We start from the raw sequence: 19,351 nt of genomic DNA on the forward strand, positions 1-19,351 counted from the left end.
TGATACAGGCGAAGAAGCATGGTAGCAGCTTTACCATTCCCTATGACAGGCAGGAACTTGCAGATTTTCTTGAGGTTGACAGAAGCGGTCTGTCTGCGGAGATCAGCAAGCTGAGAAAAGAACATGTGATCGAATGTCAGCGGAACTTTTTCAGATTATTGGAACAATAAAAATTGGGGCGTGATTATGAGGAAAGGAATTTTTATGGCAAGCCGCACAAAGATTGTGCGTCAGATGAAACAAAAATGCTCGTGAATACTTTGTGTATTCACAAGCATTTTTGTGAAATATGACGAAAAATATGCAAGCATACGACGTGCAAAGCCGCCTGACACACTTTGAGTGGTGTTGCCTTATTGTTCTATCAGTAATTTTCTCATGAAACACAAATCAAAAGCGTTTATGATATGATCTGAGTATAGATCTCCGGCTCTCCAATCGGTAAGCGTTGCATTCGGTACAGCAAGAAGCCACTTCTGCATCATTACGATATCTGAGATATTGAATACACCGTCTGCATTCACATCCCCCGTCACAGGATGGGAAGCATTCTGTGAAATGATTGCAGCGGTGAGAAGTATCATTGCCGCATTGCCATAAATGGTATTTTCGTTTGTGGTATATTCGCCGTCACTGTCCAGATAGCATTTTCCATTGAATTTGGATAGATGCCGGTTGTCATAATAATCGCTGCCCTCCGTGAAATATCCGGCAGGAATCTGATACGGATCAAGTCTTGCATCATTGGAATAGATGCCGCTGTAAATGTTTTCTACGCAATTCTCTCCGTTGCCGGAAACATAGCTGAAGGAAATCGGATTTTCACCCAGCAGATAATGGAACGCATTCTCCGCTGCTGTCACTGTATTCTCCGGAAGCAAATCCTGACCTTCCAGAATGATGCTGCCCAGCAGAAGAGTCATAGCGTTCTGGGCAACTTGTTTATTGGATCCCCACCAGCAGCCCCATTCCGGAAAAGTCGTCCCCCAGGTATTGTTTCGCAGCATATTGGCACGCCAGGTGGAAAACTTGGAAAATACTTTGGCGATTTCCTCATTCGCTTGATTATTCCCATATAAATAGTGGAAAAATCCCAGGAACGATTCCCCTGCATGGTTGTAGCTGAGAGACATGGAACTATTGAAACAGTTCGTATTTTCCGCTGCATTACAATTTTCGATGAGATAATTCTCAAATGCACTGGCATCTACCCCGGAAAGTGTCAATGCTCTATAGAGAGCACCTGCCGCCCAGAACATATCACGGTTCAGTTCTTCCTGTGTGAAGGTGTATGTCCGGTTTGCTGCGCTGATGGACATATGCATAGCGTTGGAAGAATCCGTCACCCAGTCCCAGGCACGCAGTGCTGTAGCAAGGCATTCCTCTGCAAATTCCGTATACGCCGGAATATCCTTGTAAACAATATATGCATGGGCAAAAACAGCCGCCGCACCGGCAGTTGCCAGATGAGAACGCAGATCGGTCTCGGAATCGTCCGATTGATATGTGGAAGTTTGATACAGCGTATCCTCCAGATATATCACACCGTCTCTGTAATTGGCTGCCGCATAGAAGGAACCGTCCTTGCTGCTGTGCTCCATTTTCAGGAGCATATCCAGTTCCCATTTGATCTCGCTGAGAATCCCCGGAGCGTCTACATAGCGGGAATTGTCCGGATCGGTTTCGGGAATCTCCAGATCCATATCCGCAAAGGCATCCGGAAACAACTCATAGGCAAGCAGCAGATCTTCAACAGTCGCCGCAGCCGGAGAGACATATTTTCCGTAATCTCCTGCATCGTACCAACCGCCCGAAACATCGTAAGTCTCTGCGCCAGGATTATTCCGATCCGACCATTTTTTCACGGATATATCGTTGGGGTGAAGATTCTCTCTTGCGAATTCTCCTGCATATTCCGGTTTCAGATCTATCCCCTGTCTCTGATAGTAGAAATACTTTGTCAGATCACTGAGGAGACCATCGTATACATCGTCCTGAATCCGGAACGCAACAGAAGTGATGGTGTCCATATCCAGCCCTTCTTCCACATCACGCGGTGAACGTGCCGATGCATCCAGTCCGGCATTTGGAATGCGAATATAGTATGTGCCGGGTGCAGTCACTTCATCAAAGTTTACGACATGAACACATTCCCCGGAAAAGGCAGCGTCTTTTTTTGCAGCGGACAGCGTGCCGGATGCCACCACTGCATCGGTATCTGCATTCACGATCTCATAGATCTTTCCCTCCAGAGAGCCGAACTTTTCAAAATAACTGATACGGGCAGTTTTCGCACCGTTGCATGGATAGCCCACCTGATCGACCTTGATTATAGAATACTGCCGTTCATCGTCAGTGGAGCTAATGGTCATATTGCGAAATGAAAGAGTTGTACCGCTTGGAACACCTCCCACATACACATACCAGAAATTATCCAGGCTGAAGCCGGAATCCGGATAGGCATCTACCAGTTCTTTGATGGGCAGAGAATACTCCGACCAATCTGTACCTGCACTGATATCCTGATATGCCGCCATATCCGTCCAACAGATCTGAACCGTTTTTCCATGGCGTTTGGACACCAGACCGATCCGGAAAGTGCTGCTTCCCGTACCGTTACTGCGCACCTCAAAATCCAGACAGCCATTTTCATAGTAATCCCGGATGGTCAGGGTGGTCCAGTTGGTGTTTGGCGTCATGGTGGCACCGCCCCAGCTTTCCGTTGTCCAGTCTGCACCATTATTGTCGATCAATATGGTCTGAAGCTGCAAATCGGGTTGATCCTGGGTGTTTGCCGCAGATACGATAGAACCGGGCACGGCTGAGAACAGCATTGCTGCTCCCACTGCCATTGCAAGAATGCGTTTTACAAAAGAGTTTTTCATACACTTACACCTCATTGTTTTATTACATATGTTTTTACGAGTCGATTTCAAGACAGGGATCTTCGATGCAAAAAGCTGCAAAAAGTGATATCAAAATATAAGGCAATACCGCACAAAGAGCGCCTGACAGCTTTGCGCGGTATTGCCTTAAATCAAAAAGGACAATCACTGGAGATGATGAAACATTTCCTACAGCAATTTTTTGAGTCCCGGAATCTTCTTCAGAGCCCAGATACAGCCAAATGAAAGAATCGTCACCGCCAGAGCCAACAAGAGCACCATCATTGTTCCACCGTGTGCATATGGATTCCATTGCAAATAAACCAGAACAGCTTTGAGAAAAGCCATGTGTATGAGGTAAATCCCAAAAGAACAGGAATCAATTTGCTCTAAAATCCATTCTAACCAGTGAGGCGTTTTTGCTTTTTTTGCACGCATCAATCCAAAAATACCAATTGATTGAAGAACAATGAGCGGAAAAGCGTAATTTGTCAGTAAATCAGAAAGTGATTTCAGCTGTAGTTTCTCGCTGAGGAATGTCAGAACAACAACTGAAATTGTTCCAATCACTGCAAAGAGTATCTGGACCCAGCGAGGAATTTGCAGTAAACCGCAATATAATGCGTATCCCAGAAATAAATATAGCGGATAAACGCTGTAGACACAGATATAAAATGCTGTTTTTATCTCGGTCAGTGTTTCCAGCATCGGCAAGATGGAGAGGAAAACCAAATATACACCAATGAGATAACAGGTATCCTTCCGATTCAGTGTCGCTGCAATTTTACGGTAAAATGGAAGAAGAAGGTACAGACCAATCATAAGATACAGATACCACAGATGCTTCCAGCTCTTTCCGGTTGCTGCATTTTTTAAGCCAAGGAAAATCGTTGATATCCGAAACGGTTCCTTTGCTGCAATGGTGTCCAGAATCTCAAACAGAACAGAAAACAGCAATAATGCAACAATCATGCGCAAAATATATTTTTGAAATAGCTTGCGGTAGGTAATGCTCCGTGATTCATTTAACAGCAGCGTTCCGGTAATCATCACAAAACACGGCACCGCCCACATCATGAGGTTTCGCACGGTTAACGCTATGACCTGTTCTGAAAAATCAGATGCAAATGCGCTCGCTGCATAAAAGGTGTGTAAAAATACAATTGCAATACAAGCAAGTGCACGCAGTTCTGTTAAGAAAGTCAGCTTCTCTTGTTGTTTTTCCATCAATAAAACAGTCCCTCATCACCCAGGCAGCCTGCATTCGGGTCTGCTTCCTCTTGTGGAGTTTCTTCTACAGATGGTACGTCGTTTTTAGGAACCTGTTCCGGCACTTCTTCATAAGCAGGTGCTTCATAATTGTTTGCTTGATTTTGCTGTGCAGCAGCTTCTTCAGCTGCACGCTGCTGTTCCTCTGCTTCTTTTTGTGCAGCAATTTCTTCTATCAAATTCAGTTCATCTTCCTTGGTGCTGATCTCTGCGCTGGACTCCAAGGATGTGTATACCAAAAATGCAACGGAATCCTCTGATTTTATCTGACCGGATTCCATATCACCGAATGGGAACTGGTGCAGTTCTGCAGTTGTTCCCTCTTCAAATGTCAGAAGAACCGTGTATGTTGCATCCACTGCGTCACCAGTTTCTTCCAAAAAATCGGCAGTATTATAATACAAAACTCGTTCCTCTTTTTCCAGAAAAACATCATTTTCGCCTAGCAGATTGTCTGAAAAGCTTTCCTGGGAATCTTCTTTGATGGAAACCCCTGTAATGGATTGCCCCGTTGCATTTATCAGGTGCACTGTAAAAACAGTATCGCCTTCTGCCGGATCACCAATTGATTTCAAAACCTCCTCTGGTTCTGTTGTCGTAACAGCAGTGGTCTCTGTTGTTGCTTTGGCGGTCTCTGTTGTTGTTTCTGCGGTTGTTTCTGCCGAGCTTTCGCTTGTGGTTGTTTCGTTGGCGCATCCGGTCAGCAAGAAACCGGATGCAATGCCCAGAATCATCAATGTCAAAACCAATTTTCTTTGTTTCACTTTAATTTTCCCCTTTTCATATTTTTGTATCGTGAGCAAAAGTAGCTACCTGTTCCGATATCCAGTCTTTTACAATGTCAACCCAGAAGTTCTGTCCAGGAAACATCATTTCCAACAGAATGCTTTGCGTAGTACAGGAGAATATAGTAAGCATCGTTGGTGGTAATTGCGCCGTCCCCATCCACATCAGCGACTTTTTCCTGCGCTTCTGTCAATCCGGAAGTGTTCCCCACAGAAAGTTTGGCATAGGCGAAAAGACAGAGATAAGCGTCATTCGTGTCGATGACATCGTTTCCGTCCAAGTCGCCGGTTTCAGCTTCGGTCTCTTCTGGGGCAGGACTGCTTTCATAGTGAACAGTTACTGTTTTCAAAACATCATTTTCATTGCCAATGGTAATTGCATCCCATTCTGCCTGTGTTCCGGTATAATAGACATCTGTCAGACTTGTACAGTTTCCAAATGCACTCCATCCGATTTCAGTTACGCTGCTGGGAATCGTGATATTTTCTAAAGCGGTACACTCCCAGAAAACGCCATATTCTAGTTCAGTCACGCTGTCCGGAATAATAATACTGGTTAGATTCTGGCAGAAATTGAATACACTGGATTGTAGACTGACCAGGCCGTCCGGAAGATGCACTGACTGCACTGTACTGCCCATAAACGCCATATCTTCTATGGTTGTCACAGACTGGGGAAGCGTCAGATTTGTGATATTGCATCCGCCAAATGCTTTTGTGGGAATGGTCGTGACACCCTTTGGTATCGTCAGGTTTCCAAACTGAATCTCGGAATTCGCAAAGGCATATTCTCCGATTTTCGTAATTTGTTCTGTTAATTCCATCTTGCTCAGGTTAGAGAAGAAGAACGCTCCGTCCCCAATTTCCGTGACTGTGGCAGGCAATTTATACTCATCCAGATCCTCTTTACACAAAGGATAATACACCAGCTTCGTCTGATTTTTGTTGTACAGAATGCCGTCATCAGAGGAAAAATACAAGCTGTCCGCCGGCGCATTGACCGCCTCTACCCAATAACCATTGCCCTTATCACCATACCAGAAATCCACCTGTCTGGTTCGTTTCCCCAGATTGACTGTCACAGGATAATTATACCATTCTTCAAACCAGGTCAAGTCAATGCTTTCCACATTGTCCGACAGTGTGATTTCCTGGAACGGCACACTGACTTCCATTTCCTCAGTATCAGAAAGGTATGTCACATGAAATGCATTTTGAGAGAGTGTCTTTACTGTTTCAGGAAGTGTGATTTTCTGTGCCGTACCGTTGTATGCATAAAAAACGCCGTCTCCAAGAACCACAAATTCCTCTGTCTGTTCATTCATCCAGGGTACATCCTGGAAGGCATAATTCCCGATTTCTTTCACACTATCAGGGATTTTGATGTCTGTCAGACTGGTACAACCTGAAAATGCATAGTATCCAATGGCTGTTACACTGTCCGGGATCGAAACAGAGGTCAATGACGTGCAATAGCTAAAGGCATAGTCTGCAATTTCTGTGATACCGTTCGGAATGACGACTTCTTTCAGACTGGCGCAGGAAGAAAATGCACTTGACTGAATCTCCGTGATGCTGCCTGGTATTGTAATACTTGTCAGATTTTCACATGCATAAAAAGCAGAATAACGAATCTGGGTGACTGCAATTCCATCGATCTCATCTGGAATTTCCACAGTCGTCGCTGTATCATCGCAGTTGGTGATGGCAATTGTCGCATTTTCCAGAACTTCATACGACAGTGCGCCAACCGTTCCGGTTTCGCCGATCCTCGCATCCGCAGGCGCTTTTCCCAAAGAGACAAATGAAACACCGTATATCTCCGCATAAGTTTCTGCTGTTGAATTGTCATATCCATAGATTGTGCCGTCAAAGGTGCTTGAAAGACTGTTATTTGTAAATACAGCATCGTAGCCGCCTATAGAACAATTGTAGCTTGTTACCGTCACAACGTTCAGCGAAGCACAGTTACAGAACGCCTGATTGCCAATGGATTTCACATTCTTTGCAATGGTAACAGACTCTAGGCTGCTGCACTCATAAAACGCTTCATTGCCAATATTACTAACACTCTCCGGAATGGCAATTGCCGTCAGATTTCCGCAATTCCGGAATGCCCCATCCTGGATACTCGTCACCGTAGCCGGTATGGAATATTCTGCTCTTGGATCCTGCGGACAATACCGGAGAAGGTATGCCAGTTGTTTTTCATCTTCGCCATATTCTCTGCGGAACAAGACATTCTTTTGACTGACATAGCAAGGGTTCTCTTCATCCACCGTAATCGTGCGAAGTGAATCACAATACTGCAATGCAGCATATTCAATTTCTATGACGTTTTTGGAAATTGCCAAGGATTCCAATTCGGTACAATGCTGCAATGCCTCATTGGAAATACCGCTGACCGGCATGCCCTCAATTTCTTCCGGAATTTCAATCTGGGTTTTCGTATCATCACAGCGGATGATCATCAGGCTTCGGTCATATTGTACCTCATACCGGAAACCGTCATAGCTGCCAGTTTCTCCTACTTCTGTGGCAAGAGGCGGCTCTCCCAGAGATACAAAAGTTCTGCCATACTGTTCGGCGTATTTCTGCGCTGTCGAATCATCATAACCGTAAATTGTCCCGGAAAAATCGCTGGACATATCATAATTTGTAAAGGTATATTCGTCATCCGCTATGTTACAATTGGCATTCTCAATTACCACTTTCTCCAGTGAACCACACCATCCAAAGGCAGAACTGCCTATGTATTTCACTTTTTTCGGAATTGTAACAGATGTCAGACTGGAACATCCATAAAAAGCATCCATATCAATGCTGGTGACATTGCTGGGAATGATACATTCTCTTAGTGCGCTGCACCCGATAAAAGTTGCATAGTTGATGGAAGAAATTTTCTCCGGCAAAGTGACGGCAGTCAGACCAGCACAATCCCAGAAGACACAAGAACTGATATAGGTGACACTGGAGGGAATATCAATGGATATCAGATTGCTGCAACCTTGAAATGCAGCATAGCCGATTGCTGTGACGCTGTCCGGAACGGTATATGCCGTTCTGGAGTCAGCTGGACAGAATCGCAGCAATCGTGTTTTTTCCTTGTTCATCAGAACATTATCTTCGCTGGAATACCACTGATTTTCCTCAGAAACATGAATTTCTGCCGGAGAACACTCTTCAAATACATCCTCTGGGAGACTGCATATGGTCTCTGGAATCGTCACAGAAGTCACGCTGCAAAATCGGAATGCATCCGACTGGATCGTTGTAACAGGAATTCCATCAATTTCAGCCGGGATCACAACTTCTGACGCATCTCTGCTGCAGCCTGTAATTGTAAGTGTTCCGTCATACTCCGTCGTATAATACAGTTCACATGTGCTTGTTGTATATGTGGCAACCGGTACATCATCCCATGATGCCAGGGGCATTGCCTCTGAATGCCATTCCAGCTCTGCTGCACTTGCTGCAATTGCGCCTGTAGGAACACCCATGATACCGATCACTCCGGTGGTTATGACCGCCATCCTCTGTTTCCACTTCCCCATGTTACATACTCCCTTCAATCAACCATAACAGAATCTCTGACATATCGCCATGTGCCGGACTGGCCATATGTGATCTGGTATCCATTCCGACCAGTTTCATTTGTAAAATCCGGATCAAAAACATATGTAACGCCGTTCATGACGATTTCGACCCAGGAATGCGGTCCTAATCCGCCGCTTCTCAGCGGAACACGTCCGGAAATCTGCTTTGCATCATAGCCTAAATTTCGTGCCATTTCACAGAATGTTGCAGCCATGACATAGCAGTTTCCCTTCAGGTTCGTAAATCCATAGTCAGCATACCATTTTGTACCCGGAGAAGCCGTATCGGGCATGTAAGGGTTATGCCCATAGTATTTCAAGCTTGCTGCCCAATCAAAAGCACGCTTCAGATCATGTCCAATCTGATTTAAAACCGCAGTTGCCAGCGGATAAAGATCTTTGATTGCAACACCATCAGCACCGATATGATATCCATCTTTTGTTGTATTGATCAGCATTACACCATTTGATTGGAAGAAATACATTTTCTCGTCAATGGTCTTCCATCCAGTCTGCATGATGCCATTGCTGTCCATATAATAGGTTCCTGTTCCAAGGGTTAAAAATCCCGTCTGCATAACGCCATTGCTATCGAAATAATAATTGTTTCCGCCAATAGTTTGCCAACTTTTTACCATTTGCCCCTGGGAATTCAGATAATAGGTAGATGTGCCTTGCTTCAGAAAACCGGTTTGCATCATTCCATTCGAATCGAAGTAATAACTGTGATCCGATATTTTCTGCCACCCTGTCAGCATCATACCAGATGCGGAAAAATAATACTTTTTCCCGAAAATCGTCTGCCAGCCTGTCATCCGGATACCAGAATCACTGAAGTAATATGTGCAATTTTCAATGTTCTGAAAGCCAGTCTGCATTTGACTGGACTCGTCAAAATAATAGGTCTTTCCGTTTTCAGTAAGCCATCCGCAGACCGGCGTTCCGTCCGTATCATAATAAGAAACGGTTTGATCGGAAAAAGTACAGAATCCAAGCTGCTGATACCCGTAGGTATCGTCCATAAGGTAGCGATCTCCATCCAGGATCAATTCTCCAACCTGTTTTCCGTCTGTTTCATCTGCGTAATAACGCTTATCGCAGTAGTCAATCCAGCCATTTAAAACCTCGCCGGTTTCCAGAGAATAATATCGCCTCACACCGTCTATCGTCCGCCAGCCTGTTTTCTGCATACCAGTATAATCAAAAAGATAAGGTATTCCATCGATTTCTTGTACACCGATGGCTGCTTCTCCTGTTGCGGGATCATAATAATAACGATTTCCGTCTACAATTTGCCATCCGTTTTGCTGAAAGCCGTCTGTATCCATCACATACACAATGTGATTTACAGAAATAACACCAGTGAGATATCCGTCGTCTGTCTGAAAATATTTTCTTCCTCCGTCAACTTCTTTCCATCCGGATTCAGAAGTTTCTGTTGCAGGAGTAAGTGTTGTAACGGATGTTGCAGTCAATGGTGTTTCTTCCGATGCGGAAACAGTCGTGGAAAGCAGAAACATACCCATGGAAACAGCTGCAAACGGCAGTAACAGACGAATTATACGAATGTACTTCATAATCAGGCTCCTTTTCTATCAAATTTTGTCACTTTTTATATTATACAGCAAATTATATGAAAAGTCAATCCAAATTTTGTAAAGCATGTGAATCAGCAGGGGGTGAACATGCTCTAGAGCAATACTGCACAAAGATTGTGTGTCAGATTCGCCGTCAGATTTTTTGTGAAATATGGCGGAAAATATGCAAGCATATGACTTACAAAGCCGCTAGAGGCTCTTTGTACGGTATTGCCCTAATTATTGCAGTGTCTCCCAAGAAGGCGTACTGCCCACAGACGTCATGGCGTAGTACAGAAGAATGCGGTAAGCATCGTCCGCATTTATCAGAAGGTCCTTTGTGGTATCCGCCGCAGAAAATGCTGCATTTTCCGCCAGAAGCGAAGTTCCATCTGTGAATTTTGCATCCAGTCCCACGGAAGCCTGTGCATAATACACCAATGCCAGATATGCATCATCGGCATTGATCTGTGCATCCTCGTTAATATCGCCCAGGGTATAAGGGATATACTCCAGGCTGATGTCAACTGCACCATACCATATCCCGTCAACTGCCGAGGTAGGTGTGGCAACCGCAGTTGCCGTCCGAACAGCAGTTGCCACGGAAGTGACATTCCAGTCATACTGCGTTCTGGAAATATCCAGGTAAAAGCCAGGATCGGGAACCAGCTGTTCCGCCAGGGTATATGCGCAGCCGGTGTCTTTTTCGTCTAACACCGTAATCGTAAAAGAAGAATCATATGCCGATGTATCCAGATTATATTCACAGCTGTCAAGGGTAAAAGCATATGTACCTTCCTTTTCCAGAAGTGTACTGTAATACAAAATATTTCCGTCAAGCGTATTCTTTTCAATTTTCACACGGACTGCACGACTGCCTTGTACTGTAACATGCAGAGTTCCCACAGTGTCAGCCAGATATTCGCTGGGCGCAATTGCGATCACAGTATCTGCATCCTCTGCCCAGACAGCGGATGGGATCATCGAGCCTGTAAGCATGGCAGCGGCAGTTGCAAATGCCAGGTGTTGCGTTATCCTGTTCATGGTTTTTTCCTCCAATAATACAAATTTTGCATTGTTTCCTTTTTTCTATACATTACTATAATAAAGCATTATGCCTTTCCTTGTCAAGTCCCTTTTTTAAATTTTCATCGAAAAAGGATATGACAAATAAACATTTCAGGTTCTTCTGAACAAATTTAGGCAATACCGAACAAAGATTGTGTGTCAGATGCGCCGTCAGATTTTTTATCAGATGAAACAAAAAGTGCAGTGAATACTTTGTGTATTCACGAGCATTTTTGCGAAATATGACGAAAAAATATGCAAGCATATGGCGTGCAAAGCCGTTAGGCGCTCTTTGTGCGGTGTTGCCTTTACCGAATCATGATTATTACGGAAGCACTGTGCAATTGCCAAACCATAGAAAAAAGAGTATCATGCTCCATTGATCTGATGGATGATGATACTCTTTTGAATTAAGGCAACACCGCACAAAGATTATGCGGTACTGCCTTAACGATTCTTTATCATTGGTACAATCCGTTTTTATGAAAGAAGTCATCTATCATAATATTACGCATTTATTCTGCATAAGGAAGAACACTTACCAGATGTACCAGGAATTTCAGCAGAAGCAGTGCATCATCTCCGTCCAGTCCCTGATTGTTGTTGCAGTCTGCATTGCGCATTGCAAGATCGTTTAACTGTACAGAGCCGGCAGTCGCCTTATTCAGAAGCACTGCATCCGTAATATCCACTCTTCCGTCTACATTAACATCGCCATAGAGCACTACTTTTACAGGAGCTGTTTCAGTGGATTCGGATGATTTTGCCGTAGTCTCAGAAGAAGCTGTTTCTTTGATCGTATTCGTTTCGGATACCGTTGTCTCTGGTGATGTTGACACCGCAGAAGTCTGGGTTGTCCCGGTAGTTTTCTCTGTCGTCTGCTCTGTCTTCTCAGTTTCAGCAGGCTGTGTCGCTGTCACAGAGGACGTCACTGTCTGACTGCTGGATTTTGTTGTAGTGCTTTGCGCAGTTGTTGTTTCTGCCGTACTTTGTTCTGTTACAGATGATTTTGTCGTGGAAGTCGTTTCTTTTGATGCAGTGGTCGTTTCAGTCTGCGTCACTGTTGTAGTAGTTGTAGTCGTAGCTTTTGTTAAACTACTTGTTTCGGATGTCGTAGTTTGCTGGGTTGTAGATGTTGTTTGTGTTGTTGTAGAAGTCGTTGTTGGAATTGCAATTTCTGACGGTCCGTCAATTGCTGTTCCAGCTACTGCACCAATTGCTTCATCAATATAAAAATTCATGACGCCGCTTGTTGTTTCCACAATGATCCTGGCACCAGTTGCATCCTCTGGAATCATAAAATTACTATTATACAGCTGAACATAATTCCCCTTTACAGCAGTTTTTGTGTCAATGTTTTTATACCTGGTCTGACCAGATGAATCAACATACTGCAATGTCAGGGCGAACTTCTCTGCCGCTTCTCCATCAACATATGCAACACATACACTGAAGCTGTACGCTTTTCCCGGTTGAAAAGCCGATGTATCCAATAGCTTTTCTGCACCATTCCACGCTTCTGTTCGTTCAGAAACCAGGAGTGCATTTGTTCCCATATAGGGGATTCTTCCGCTGAGTCCGATTTGATTTGGACCTCTCACTGCCCAGTCACAGTTGGATTTTTCAAATGTGTCATGGAAGTAATACCCGTTTTCATCAGGCTCCACTGCCTTTTCAGACAGTGTAACGACAAAGGTTGAAACGCTCTCCGCCGGGAGCTGTGCCCAGAAGCTATTGTCGGTATAATCTAAATTTTCTGTTTTCGCAAGATTCTCCGTTCCTGATGTTCTGTAGCGGTCGATATCCGTGATCTTCGAATCGGCGCTGACAGAAAACTGCTGTGCATAGCCCTCAGTACCTTTGTTTATTGCAACGATGGTCACCTGATTGTCGTCACCCTTGTAGGCAGATACATAGACATTGTCCGAAGGCTGTTCCGTTGCATCAATACGTACATCACCAGGACGGACATACTTGGAGTACTGAGCCATGCAGTAACCACGCTTGCTGATTTTACCATCCTCAGTCATTAAGCCATAGTGTCTGCGAATATACCACCATGTATAGGCGCTCATATTTCCTACGACCATAGCGTTATGAATATTTTCAGAAACCTGTATAGCCTCTGGATAATTATTGGCAGAATCTTGATCGCTGTTTGGAACATATACTTCTGTCATCCAGATTTCCTTGCCGCAGTTTTCAAGTTCAGGATAATCCATCCAGGATCTTTGCGTGCCATAGAAATGTGTTCCAAAAAGGTCGCAGTTTGCAAATGCTTTCGCATTATTCAGAATCTTTTTGTATATTGTCTTTCCGCCGTCTCCTGTGCCGTGGTCTATCCATGAAGCATCCTCAGGAGAATACTGGAAAGATTCAGGCGACATAAGTCTTGTACTTGTGATTTGATCGCCGTAGTTTGCAAGAAAATTAGTGATTTCATCCGTTGTCCAGTGCGTCCATTCAGAAGAATAATCAGGCTCATTCTGAACCGAAATAGAATAAAGGTCAACACTGTTATTCTTCATGTAAGTACCGAAATTATTGAGATGCTGTGCATATGCACCATAATTAGATTCCGGAAGATGAAGTTTACCTATATTGCTGTCAGGATATTCTTCAGCAAGATTTGCTGGCGGTTCCCATGGAGACGCAAAAACAGTAACACCCATATTTGTGGCAGTTTGCGCTGTCGGAAGTGCTTTGTACCACTGAGTGCTGTCAGGATTAACGAACACTCTCAATACAGTGAGTCCCAACTCGTCATCACCGTTTCCGAATGCAGTCTGTCTTTGTGCCTTTGTCAAATCCTGTCCAGTCCACTCAGGATGATTCATTCCGCCGAATCCTCTGATTGTCTGATACTCGATGGATGTGTCAATAACACATTCACTTGCTGCCGAAACATATCCCTGCGGAAAAAGCGATATTGTTGACAGCATCAGAATCGTTGCCGTAATGCCTGCCGTCATTTTTTTCAGAATCATCTAAGTACCTCCTAAAAACATAGGGCAATACCGCACAAAGATTGTGCATCAGATGTACTCTACGAGCATAAACTTTGTCAGATTTTTCGTCAGATGAAACAAAAAGCACAGTGAATACTTTGTGTATTCACGAGCATTTTTGTGAAATATGACGAAAAAAATGCAAGCATATGACGTGCAAAGCCGTCAGGCGCTCTTTACGCGGTGTTGCCATAGCTAATGTGCTGTATTTTCAGCACAAATCTGCCATTCTTCATTTATACACATTGTACACTTTTATCTCTATGCTGTCAACCCACATTGTGCATTTATGGTGTAGAAAATGAAGATTTTTTATTGTAGTTGATGCGGAGGTCACCATTTGCAGTTGCTTACGTCCTTGCGGGATTTCGCAGTGAAGTACCCTAAAGTCCTCTATTAAAATGTCATTCCGTCATAGGATACAGAAGCTATTTTCCAGAATCCGTCAGTAAAAAAAATATCAAGATTCATTTCACACGCATTGCCATAGTTGTCAAACTTTGCAACTGCGGTAAAGCTGTCGTCGCTCACATCTGTAATTGAGATAACAGGCTTTCCGTCCTCTGTTATCCATGGATATCCACAGCCCTTTGCAGTAACATAGCCGTATAGTTCTCCGTCAATATCAATGTAGTAGGGTTGCTCACCGCCCAAGATGTGTGAATATCTGTTTTGGATCAGGGTTTCAGAAAGATTTTCCTCCATAAACTGCTTCAGGTCTGCAGTATTTGTAAACTGTGCATTCACCTTTGCATACTGCCTGCCGTCAACTTCTACAGTGTCGTTTTCATCCTTCGGGATGCTGCCGCCGCCGATGCGATCGATATAATCAAGTGCGCCCATAAGCCTGCTTGCCTGGGAAACAAAATCCTCCGTCATATCTATGGTGCCTTCTGTCTCGACCGAAGTCTCATTTTTAACAGTATCTGTTTCAGCAACTGAGGCGCTTTCCGATACGATATCCGTCATTTTTGTATCGGTGAAAGTTTCGTTTTCAACGGTGTCTGTTTCAGTAACTGAGGAGATCTCCGACACGATATTTGTCTCGGCATTGATCGTCTCGTGGATTTGTGCGTCTCCATCGTATGAGCAAGCCGAGAAAATCACGCACATTGCGGATAATAATACAAACAAATTATTCCTTTTCATTTTATTTTTCCTTTCATTATCTTGATTCTCTGTTATTAGGGAGGTACGGCAGGTCGGACAGTTTCATGCCATGATATGTTCCGTCACATCCTTTCTCGATGTCTGAATATACCTGATCCACCCTGCCCGATTGAATCAGCATGATAAGACCTGCAAACATTGTACCAAGTCTTTTGCCTATCTCCTCTTCAGAAAGATCGCATACACACATTGCGCACATCACACCAAGTCCATAAGCGTGCGTCCACATCTGTTCAAAAACAAGACGAGCCTGATCTGCTGTTAATGTGTAATCCTGCTCAATAAGTTCTATACATACATCGCCTATCTCTCCAAGATCAGCAATAGTATTTTCGAAGCCCCTGTTTTCCTTGTGTTCCTGCATAAAGAGAAGCTTGAACAGTTCGGGTTGATGGATTCCGTATGATACTATCATCATGCCGATTCGCTTGAATGCAGGGGTATAGTCACGATAGTCGCTGATATATTCGAGGAACTCCTTCAAAGCCAGTTCCCTTGCTGCAAGCTTAAGCTCCTCCATCGTCTGAAAATATGTGAATATCGGTCTCGACGATGTGCCTAGATATGCTCCGAGATCTCTTGCGGTAAGTGCGGATATCCCGTCCTTTTTAATTATGTCAAACGCTGCTGCTACGATCTCTTCTTTTGAAAATTTGGGCTTTGGCGGCATTCAAATCACTCCTTTGAATTAAGGCGATACCGCACAAAGATTGTGCGGTATTGCCCAAGATCTCTTATCACACCTACTTCTTCATTTTTGTCACGTCATATTAGGTAACATTGTTGCAGAACGCTGTTGTATTATAGCATATAATAATCTATCTGTCAAGAGGGACACTAAATTTTTTATTTCAACTTAGAGATATCTAGAGGTGCCCTAATGACGATCGACCTTTCATAAACAAAGAGAAAACCACGTAATCTCGATAAAGCATCGAAATTACGTGGTTTTTGTACCACCGATTATTCACTTGAAATAATCAATTTGACAAAGAACTAAAATTTTGATACAATGCACTCTTTTGTAGCTGAAAAGGTGCAAAATCAAGGCAATACCGCACAAAGATTGTGCGTCAGATGCGCCGTCAGATTTTTCGTCAGATGAAACAAAAAGCACAGTGAATACTTTGTGTATTCACGAGCATTTTTGTGAAATATGACGGAAAATATGCAAGCATATGACGTGCAAAGCCGTCAGGCGCTCTTTGTGCGGTGTTGCCTCAATCCTCCGGCACAAATCCTCTTGCTCTAAGGGAAATTATCGAAAAAATCAACTGTTCACTCCAGAAAGTTCTTTTGCCAGTTTGACTGCATCGGCGGCTTTGTTGGAGTAGCCGTCTGCACCAATTTCTTTTGCAAATTTCGGAGAAACTGGTTTCCCGCCGATCATTACTTTGACATGGTCACGTAGCCCGCTGTGTTCCAATTCCCGTATGACATCGCTCATGCGATCCATGGTAGTTGTCATTATGGTAGACAGGCACAGAATATCCGCATGGACTTCCTGCACCTTTTGCACAAACTGCTTTGCCGAAACATCCCGTCCGGCATCGTACACCTGAAAACCAGCACATTCCAGGAACAGTGCAACAATGTTCTTTCCAATATCATGGGTATCCCCTTCTACCGTTCCGATCACAATACGTACATCATATCCGACTGATTCATTGCAAAGTGCAGTACGCAGAATTCTCATGGAAGCTTCCATGACATCGGCACAAGTGAGCAAATCGGGCAGGAAATAGATTTCATCTGCATAGAGCCGGCTCACCTCATCCATTCCGGCAATCAGCCCCTCTGTAATGGCAGCTTTGGCATCCCAGTGTTCCTGGAGGATACGCCGCGAAATTTCTTCTGCCTTTTCCTCTTCCATATCGATCTGATTTTGTCAATAATACTTGACACATTTCTCTCGAACGAATTTAAGCAGCAATATCTGCACATTCATAGTATCGTCTTCTCTTGACAGCCGGAGGCAAACCACCGTTTGCCGTGCATATCCGTCTGTTTGCCCAATAACTCATATAATATCTCCAGATCATGGTTTTTAACTCTGCTATAGTATAATTTTTGGATTTATCACCTCTGCTGTAAAATAATTCTTCTTTCATTCTTGCCCACATACTTTCGCAGCGAGCATTGTCATGGCATCTGCCACCTGCACTGTTCATACTCTGAATCATCCCGTATTTTTGCAGTTTCTCCCGATATTCTGCACTTGTATACTGGCTTCCTCTATCGGAATGTATGATGCAGCCTTTGATGTCAGGATAGGCTTTTTTTGCGTTTTCAATTGTATGACAGCAAAGAGAAGCTCTCATATTATCTTCTATGACAAGCCCCAAAGGCATCAGGTCAAAACAGTCGAATAGTGCCGAAACATAGACTTTTCCGTCCTTTGCTTTGAGTTCACTAATATCTGTTACCGCCTTTTTCAGCGGCTTATCTGCACTGAAATCACGCTTCAGAAGATCCTCAGATTTGCGTGCTTCACGATCTGCTTTGGTGATACCATTCGGTTTTCTGTTAGGCTTATGGATAAGTCCAACCTGTTCCATAACCTTGCGGACTGTACTTTCGCTTGGTATAGGAACAGAAATCTCTCCGTCCTGACTTTTCAGCTGCAAGGCTATGTACATACGCTCTCTGCCGTATGTATCGTTCCACTTATCCTCGTTATGAATTTTCATCATTTCTTCCACCAGCGGTTCATATTTCCAAGGCTTGCTTTTTCTTTCAAGATAATCATAGAATGATACACAATTTTCTTTTGTCCGTCCGTACCGATATTGACTTTACATTTTCCGCAGGTGCCGATACCATCACAGGGAGATTCTACCATAATTCCGGCATCTCTTGCCGCCTGCAAAATCGTGGTTCCTTTTTCCACTTCGATTGTAACATCCTGATTTTTAAAATAAACCTTTGGCAATACTGCTCCCTCCTTTTCTCCGATTATCCCAGACGAACCGTATTCGTAAATGTGCGGATATTTTCCAGAGGTGTGAATGTAGAAAGTCCGCATGCCGGTGCAAGGATGTTGATACCGTCACGCACCAGCTGTTCCGTTCGCTTCTCAATGGCACCTTTTTCTCCATTCTGGAGCATGATCGTACTGAGGTTTCCCATGGTGGTGATCTGATTGTACTCGTCTTTGATTTTTTTCAGGCTGACAAAAGCATCTACACTCAGTGCATTGGAATGCAGCTTTGCGCACTCGGCTTTGACCATATCCATATGACCGCAGATGTGTACAATGACAGGAACGCCCATTTCATGAATACCGTCTACCACCTTATTCAGGTAGGGTACGGCATATTCACCGAACATCTTCGGTCCCAGGATCTCACCAGTAGCAGTGGGATCGGCAATGGAAATGGCAGCGGCACCGTTATCTACCATGTGTCTTGCAAATTCCAGAATGTGCTGTGTGACATATTCCAGCACCTTGTGAGAATTTTCCTTATCCTTGCGCAGATCCTTAATAAACCGCATGGGATCAACAATGGATGCGGCTGTGCTCACCGGTCCGGTCACACTGCCGATAGCAGGAATATCAGGATGCTTCCGGCTCAGCTGGTAAATGGACTGAATCACTGCGGCGGCACGGTGATTCTTCTCAATGGAACCCAGGGGGATAAATTCTACATCAGCAGAAGAAGCATATCGTTCCTTCTGAATCTTCGGCTCACATTCCAGTGTTCCATAATTGATCTCACTGCCCAGCACTTCTGCCTCGATCGTCATACAGAACGGGATACCGAAGTTTTCAAATCCAGTGTCATGATGGACGTCATATGCCAGTGCAGACATATCTGCTGCGTTATGATGTCCCTCCGGCAGGACATGGTGGTTGCGGTTCATGACATCCACAATTGCCGCATTCATCATACCGCCCGGACAGATGACCGGCGGACGTTCTACTTCTTCTTTGTTCAGTACACGAACAAGGCGTTCTTTCGGAGAAAATACTTCAATTGCCATAACAATACC

The 19,351-nt window shown here is 44.1% G+C and carries 13 protein-coding genes and 1 pseudogene; 1 reads left to right on the forward strand and 13 read right to left on the reverse strand.

Going from position 1 to position 19,351, the window contains the following annotated elements:
* Positions 1 to 2 precede the first annotated feature (2 nt).
* Positions 3 to 170, forward strand: coding sequence for a helix-turn-helix domain-containing protein (locus Q0418_RS05130; protein ID WP_298482920.1), 168 nt, complete (start codon positions 3 to 5; stop codon positions 168 to 170).
* A 183-nt stretch (positions 171 to 353) separates the two neighbouring features.
* Here the strand turns inward: Q0418_RS05130 and Q0418_RS05135 are convergent, their stop codons facing one another.
* From Q0418_RS05135 to Q0418_RS05195, 13 genes and pseudogenes are all read right to left on the reverse strand, one after another.
* Positions 354 to 2,885, reverse strand: a complete 2,532-nt coding sequence (locus tag Q0418_RS05135) for a glycoside hydrolase family 9 protein (RefSeq protein ID WP_298482867.1) — start codon at positions 2,883 to 2,885, stop codon at positions 354 to 356.
* A gap of 189 nt (positions 2,886 to 3,074) precedes the next feature.
* Positions 3,075 to 4,112, reverse strand: a complete 1,038-nt coding sequence (locus Q0418_RS05140) for an acyltransferase (protein WP_298482869.1) — start codon at positions 4,110 to 4,112, stop codon at positions 3,075 to 3,077.
* Positions 4,112 to 4,918: a hypothetical protein gene (locus tag Q0418_RS05145; RefSeq protein ID WP_298482871.1), complete on the reverse strand. Its 807-nt coding sequence runs from the start codon at positions 4,916 to 4,918 to the stop codon at positions 4,112 to 4,114. The genes Q0418_RS05140 and Q0418_RS05145 overlap by 1 nt, the downstream gene beginning before the upstream one ends.
* A gap of 77 nt (positions 4,919 to 4,995) precedes the next feature.
* A complete protein-coding gene (locus Q0418_RS05150) occupies positions 4,996 to 8,493 on the reverse strand; it encodes a leucine-rich repeat protein (protein WP_298482873.1) in 3,498 nt (1,165 codons plus the stop codon).
* A 14-nt stretch (positions 8,494 to 8,507) separates the two neighbouring features.
* Positions 8,508 to 10,112 carry a transglutaminase domain-containing protein gene (locus tag Q0418_RS05155; protein WP_298482875.1) on the reverse strand — a complete coding sequence of 535 codons (1,605 nt, stop codon included), beginning with the start codon at positions 10,110 to 10,112 and terminating at the stop codon, positions 8,508 to 8,510.
* 240 nt (positions 10,113 to 10,352) lie between these two features.
* The gene (locus Q0418_RS05160) at positions 10,353 to 11,156 is read right to left on the reverse strand and encodes a hypothetical protein (protein WP_298482876.1); all 804 of its coding nucleotides are present in this window, start codon (positions 11,154 to 11,156) and stop codon (positions 10,353 to 10,355) included.
* Between the two features lie 539 nt (positions 11,157 to 11,695).
* Positions 11,696 to 14,167 carry a dockerin type I domain-containing protein gene (locus Q0418_RS05165; protein ID WP_298482878.1) on the reverse strand — a complete coding sequence of 824 codons (2,472 nt, stop codon included), beginning with the start codon at positions 14,165 to 14,167 and terminating at the stop codon, positions 11,696 to 11,698.
* A 417-nt stretch (positions 14,168 to 14,584) separates the two neighbouring features.
* Positions 14,585 to 15,337: a hypothetical protein gene (locus Q0418_RS05170; protein WP_298482881.1), complete on the reverse strand. Its 753-nt coding sequence runs from the start codon at positions 15,335 to 15,337 to the stop codon at positions 14,585 to 14,587.
* Between the two features lie 16 nt (positions 15,338 to 15,353).
* A complete protein-coding gene (locus Q0418_RS05175; protein ID WP_298482883.1) occupies positions 15,354 to 16,028 on the reverse strand; it encodes a TetR/AcrR family transcriptional regulator in 675 nt (224 codons plus the stop codon).
* A 600-nt stretch (positions 16,029 to 16,628) separates the two neighbouring features.
* On the reverse strand, positions 16,629 to 17,231 hold the full coding sequence (locus Q0418_RS05180) for a corrinoid protein (RefSeq protein ID WP_298482885.1): 603 nt from the start codon (positions 17,229 to 17,231) through the stop codon (positions 16,629 to 16,631).
* A gap of 49 nt (positions 17,232 to 17,280) precedes the next feature.
* The gene (locus Q0418_RS05185) at positions 17,281 to 18,060 is read right to left on the reverse strand and encodes an IS3 family transposase (RefSeq protein ID WP_367276230.1); all 780 of its coding nucleotides are present in this window, start codon (positions 18,058 to 18,060) and stop codon (positions 17,281 to 17,283) included.
* 83 nt (positions 18,061 to 18,143) lie between these two features.
* Positions 18,144 to 18,290 (reverse strand): annotated as a pseudogene (locus tag Q0418_RS05190) (2Fe-2S iron-sulfur cluster-binding protein); the annotation flags it as partial.
* A 23-nt stretch (positions 18,291 to 18,313) separates the two neighbouring features.
* Positions 18,314 to 19,342: a uroporphyrinogen decarboxylase family protein gene (locus tag Q0418_RS05195; RefSeq protein ID WP_298482887.1), complete on the reverse strand. Its 1,029-nt coding sequence runs from the start codon at positions 19,340 to 19,342 to the stop codon at positions 18,314 to 18,316.
* Positions 19,343 to 19,351: the final 9 nt, after the last annotated feature.

The sequence above is a fragment of the uncultured Ruminococcus sp. genome, from assembly GCF_937915125.1.
Lineage (GTDB): Bacteria > Bacillota > Clostridia > Oscillospirales > Ruminococcaceae > Ruminococcus_C.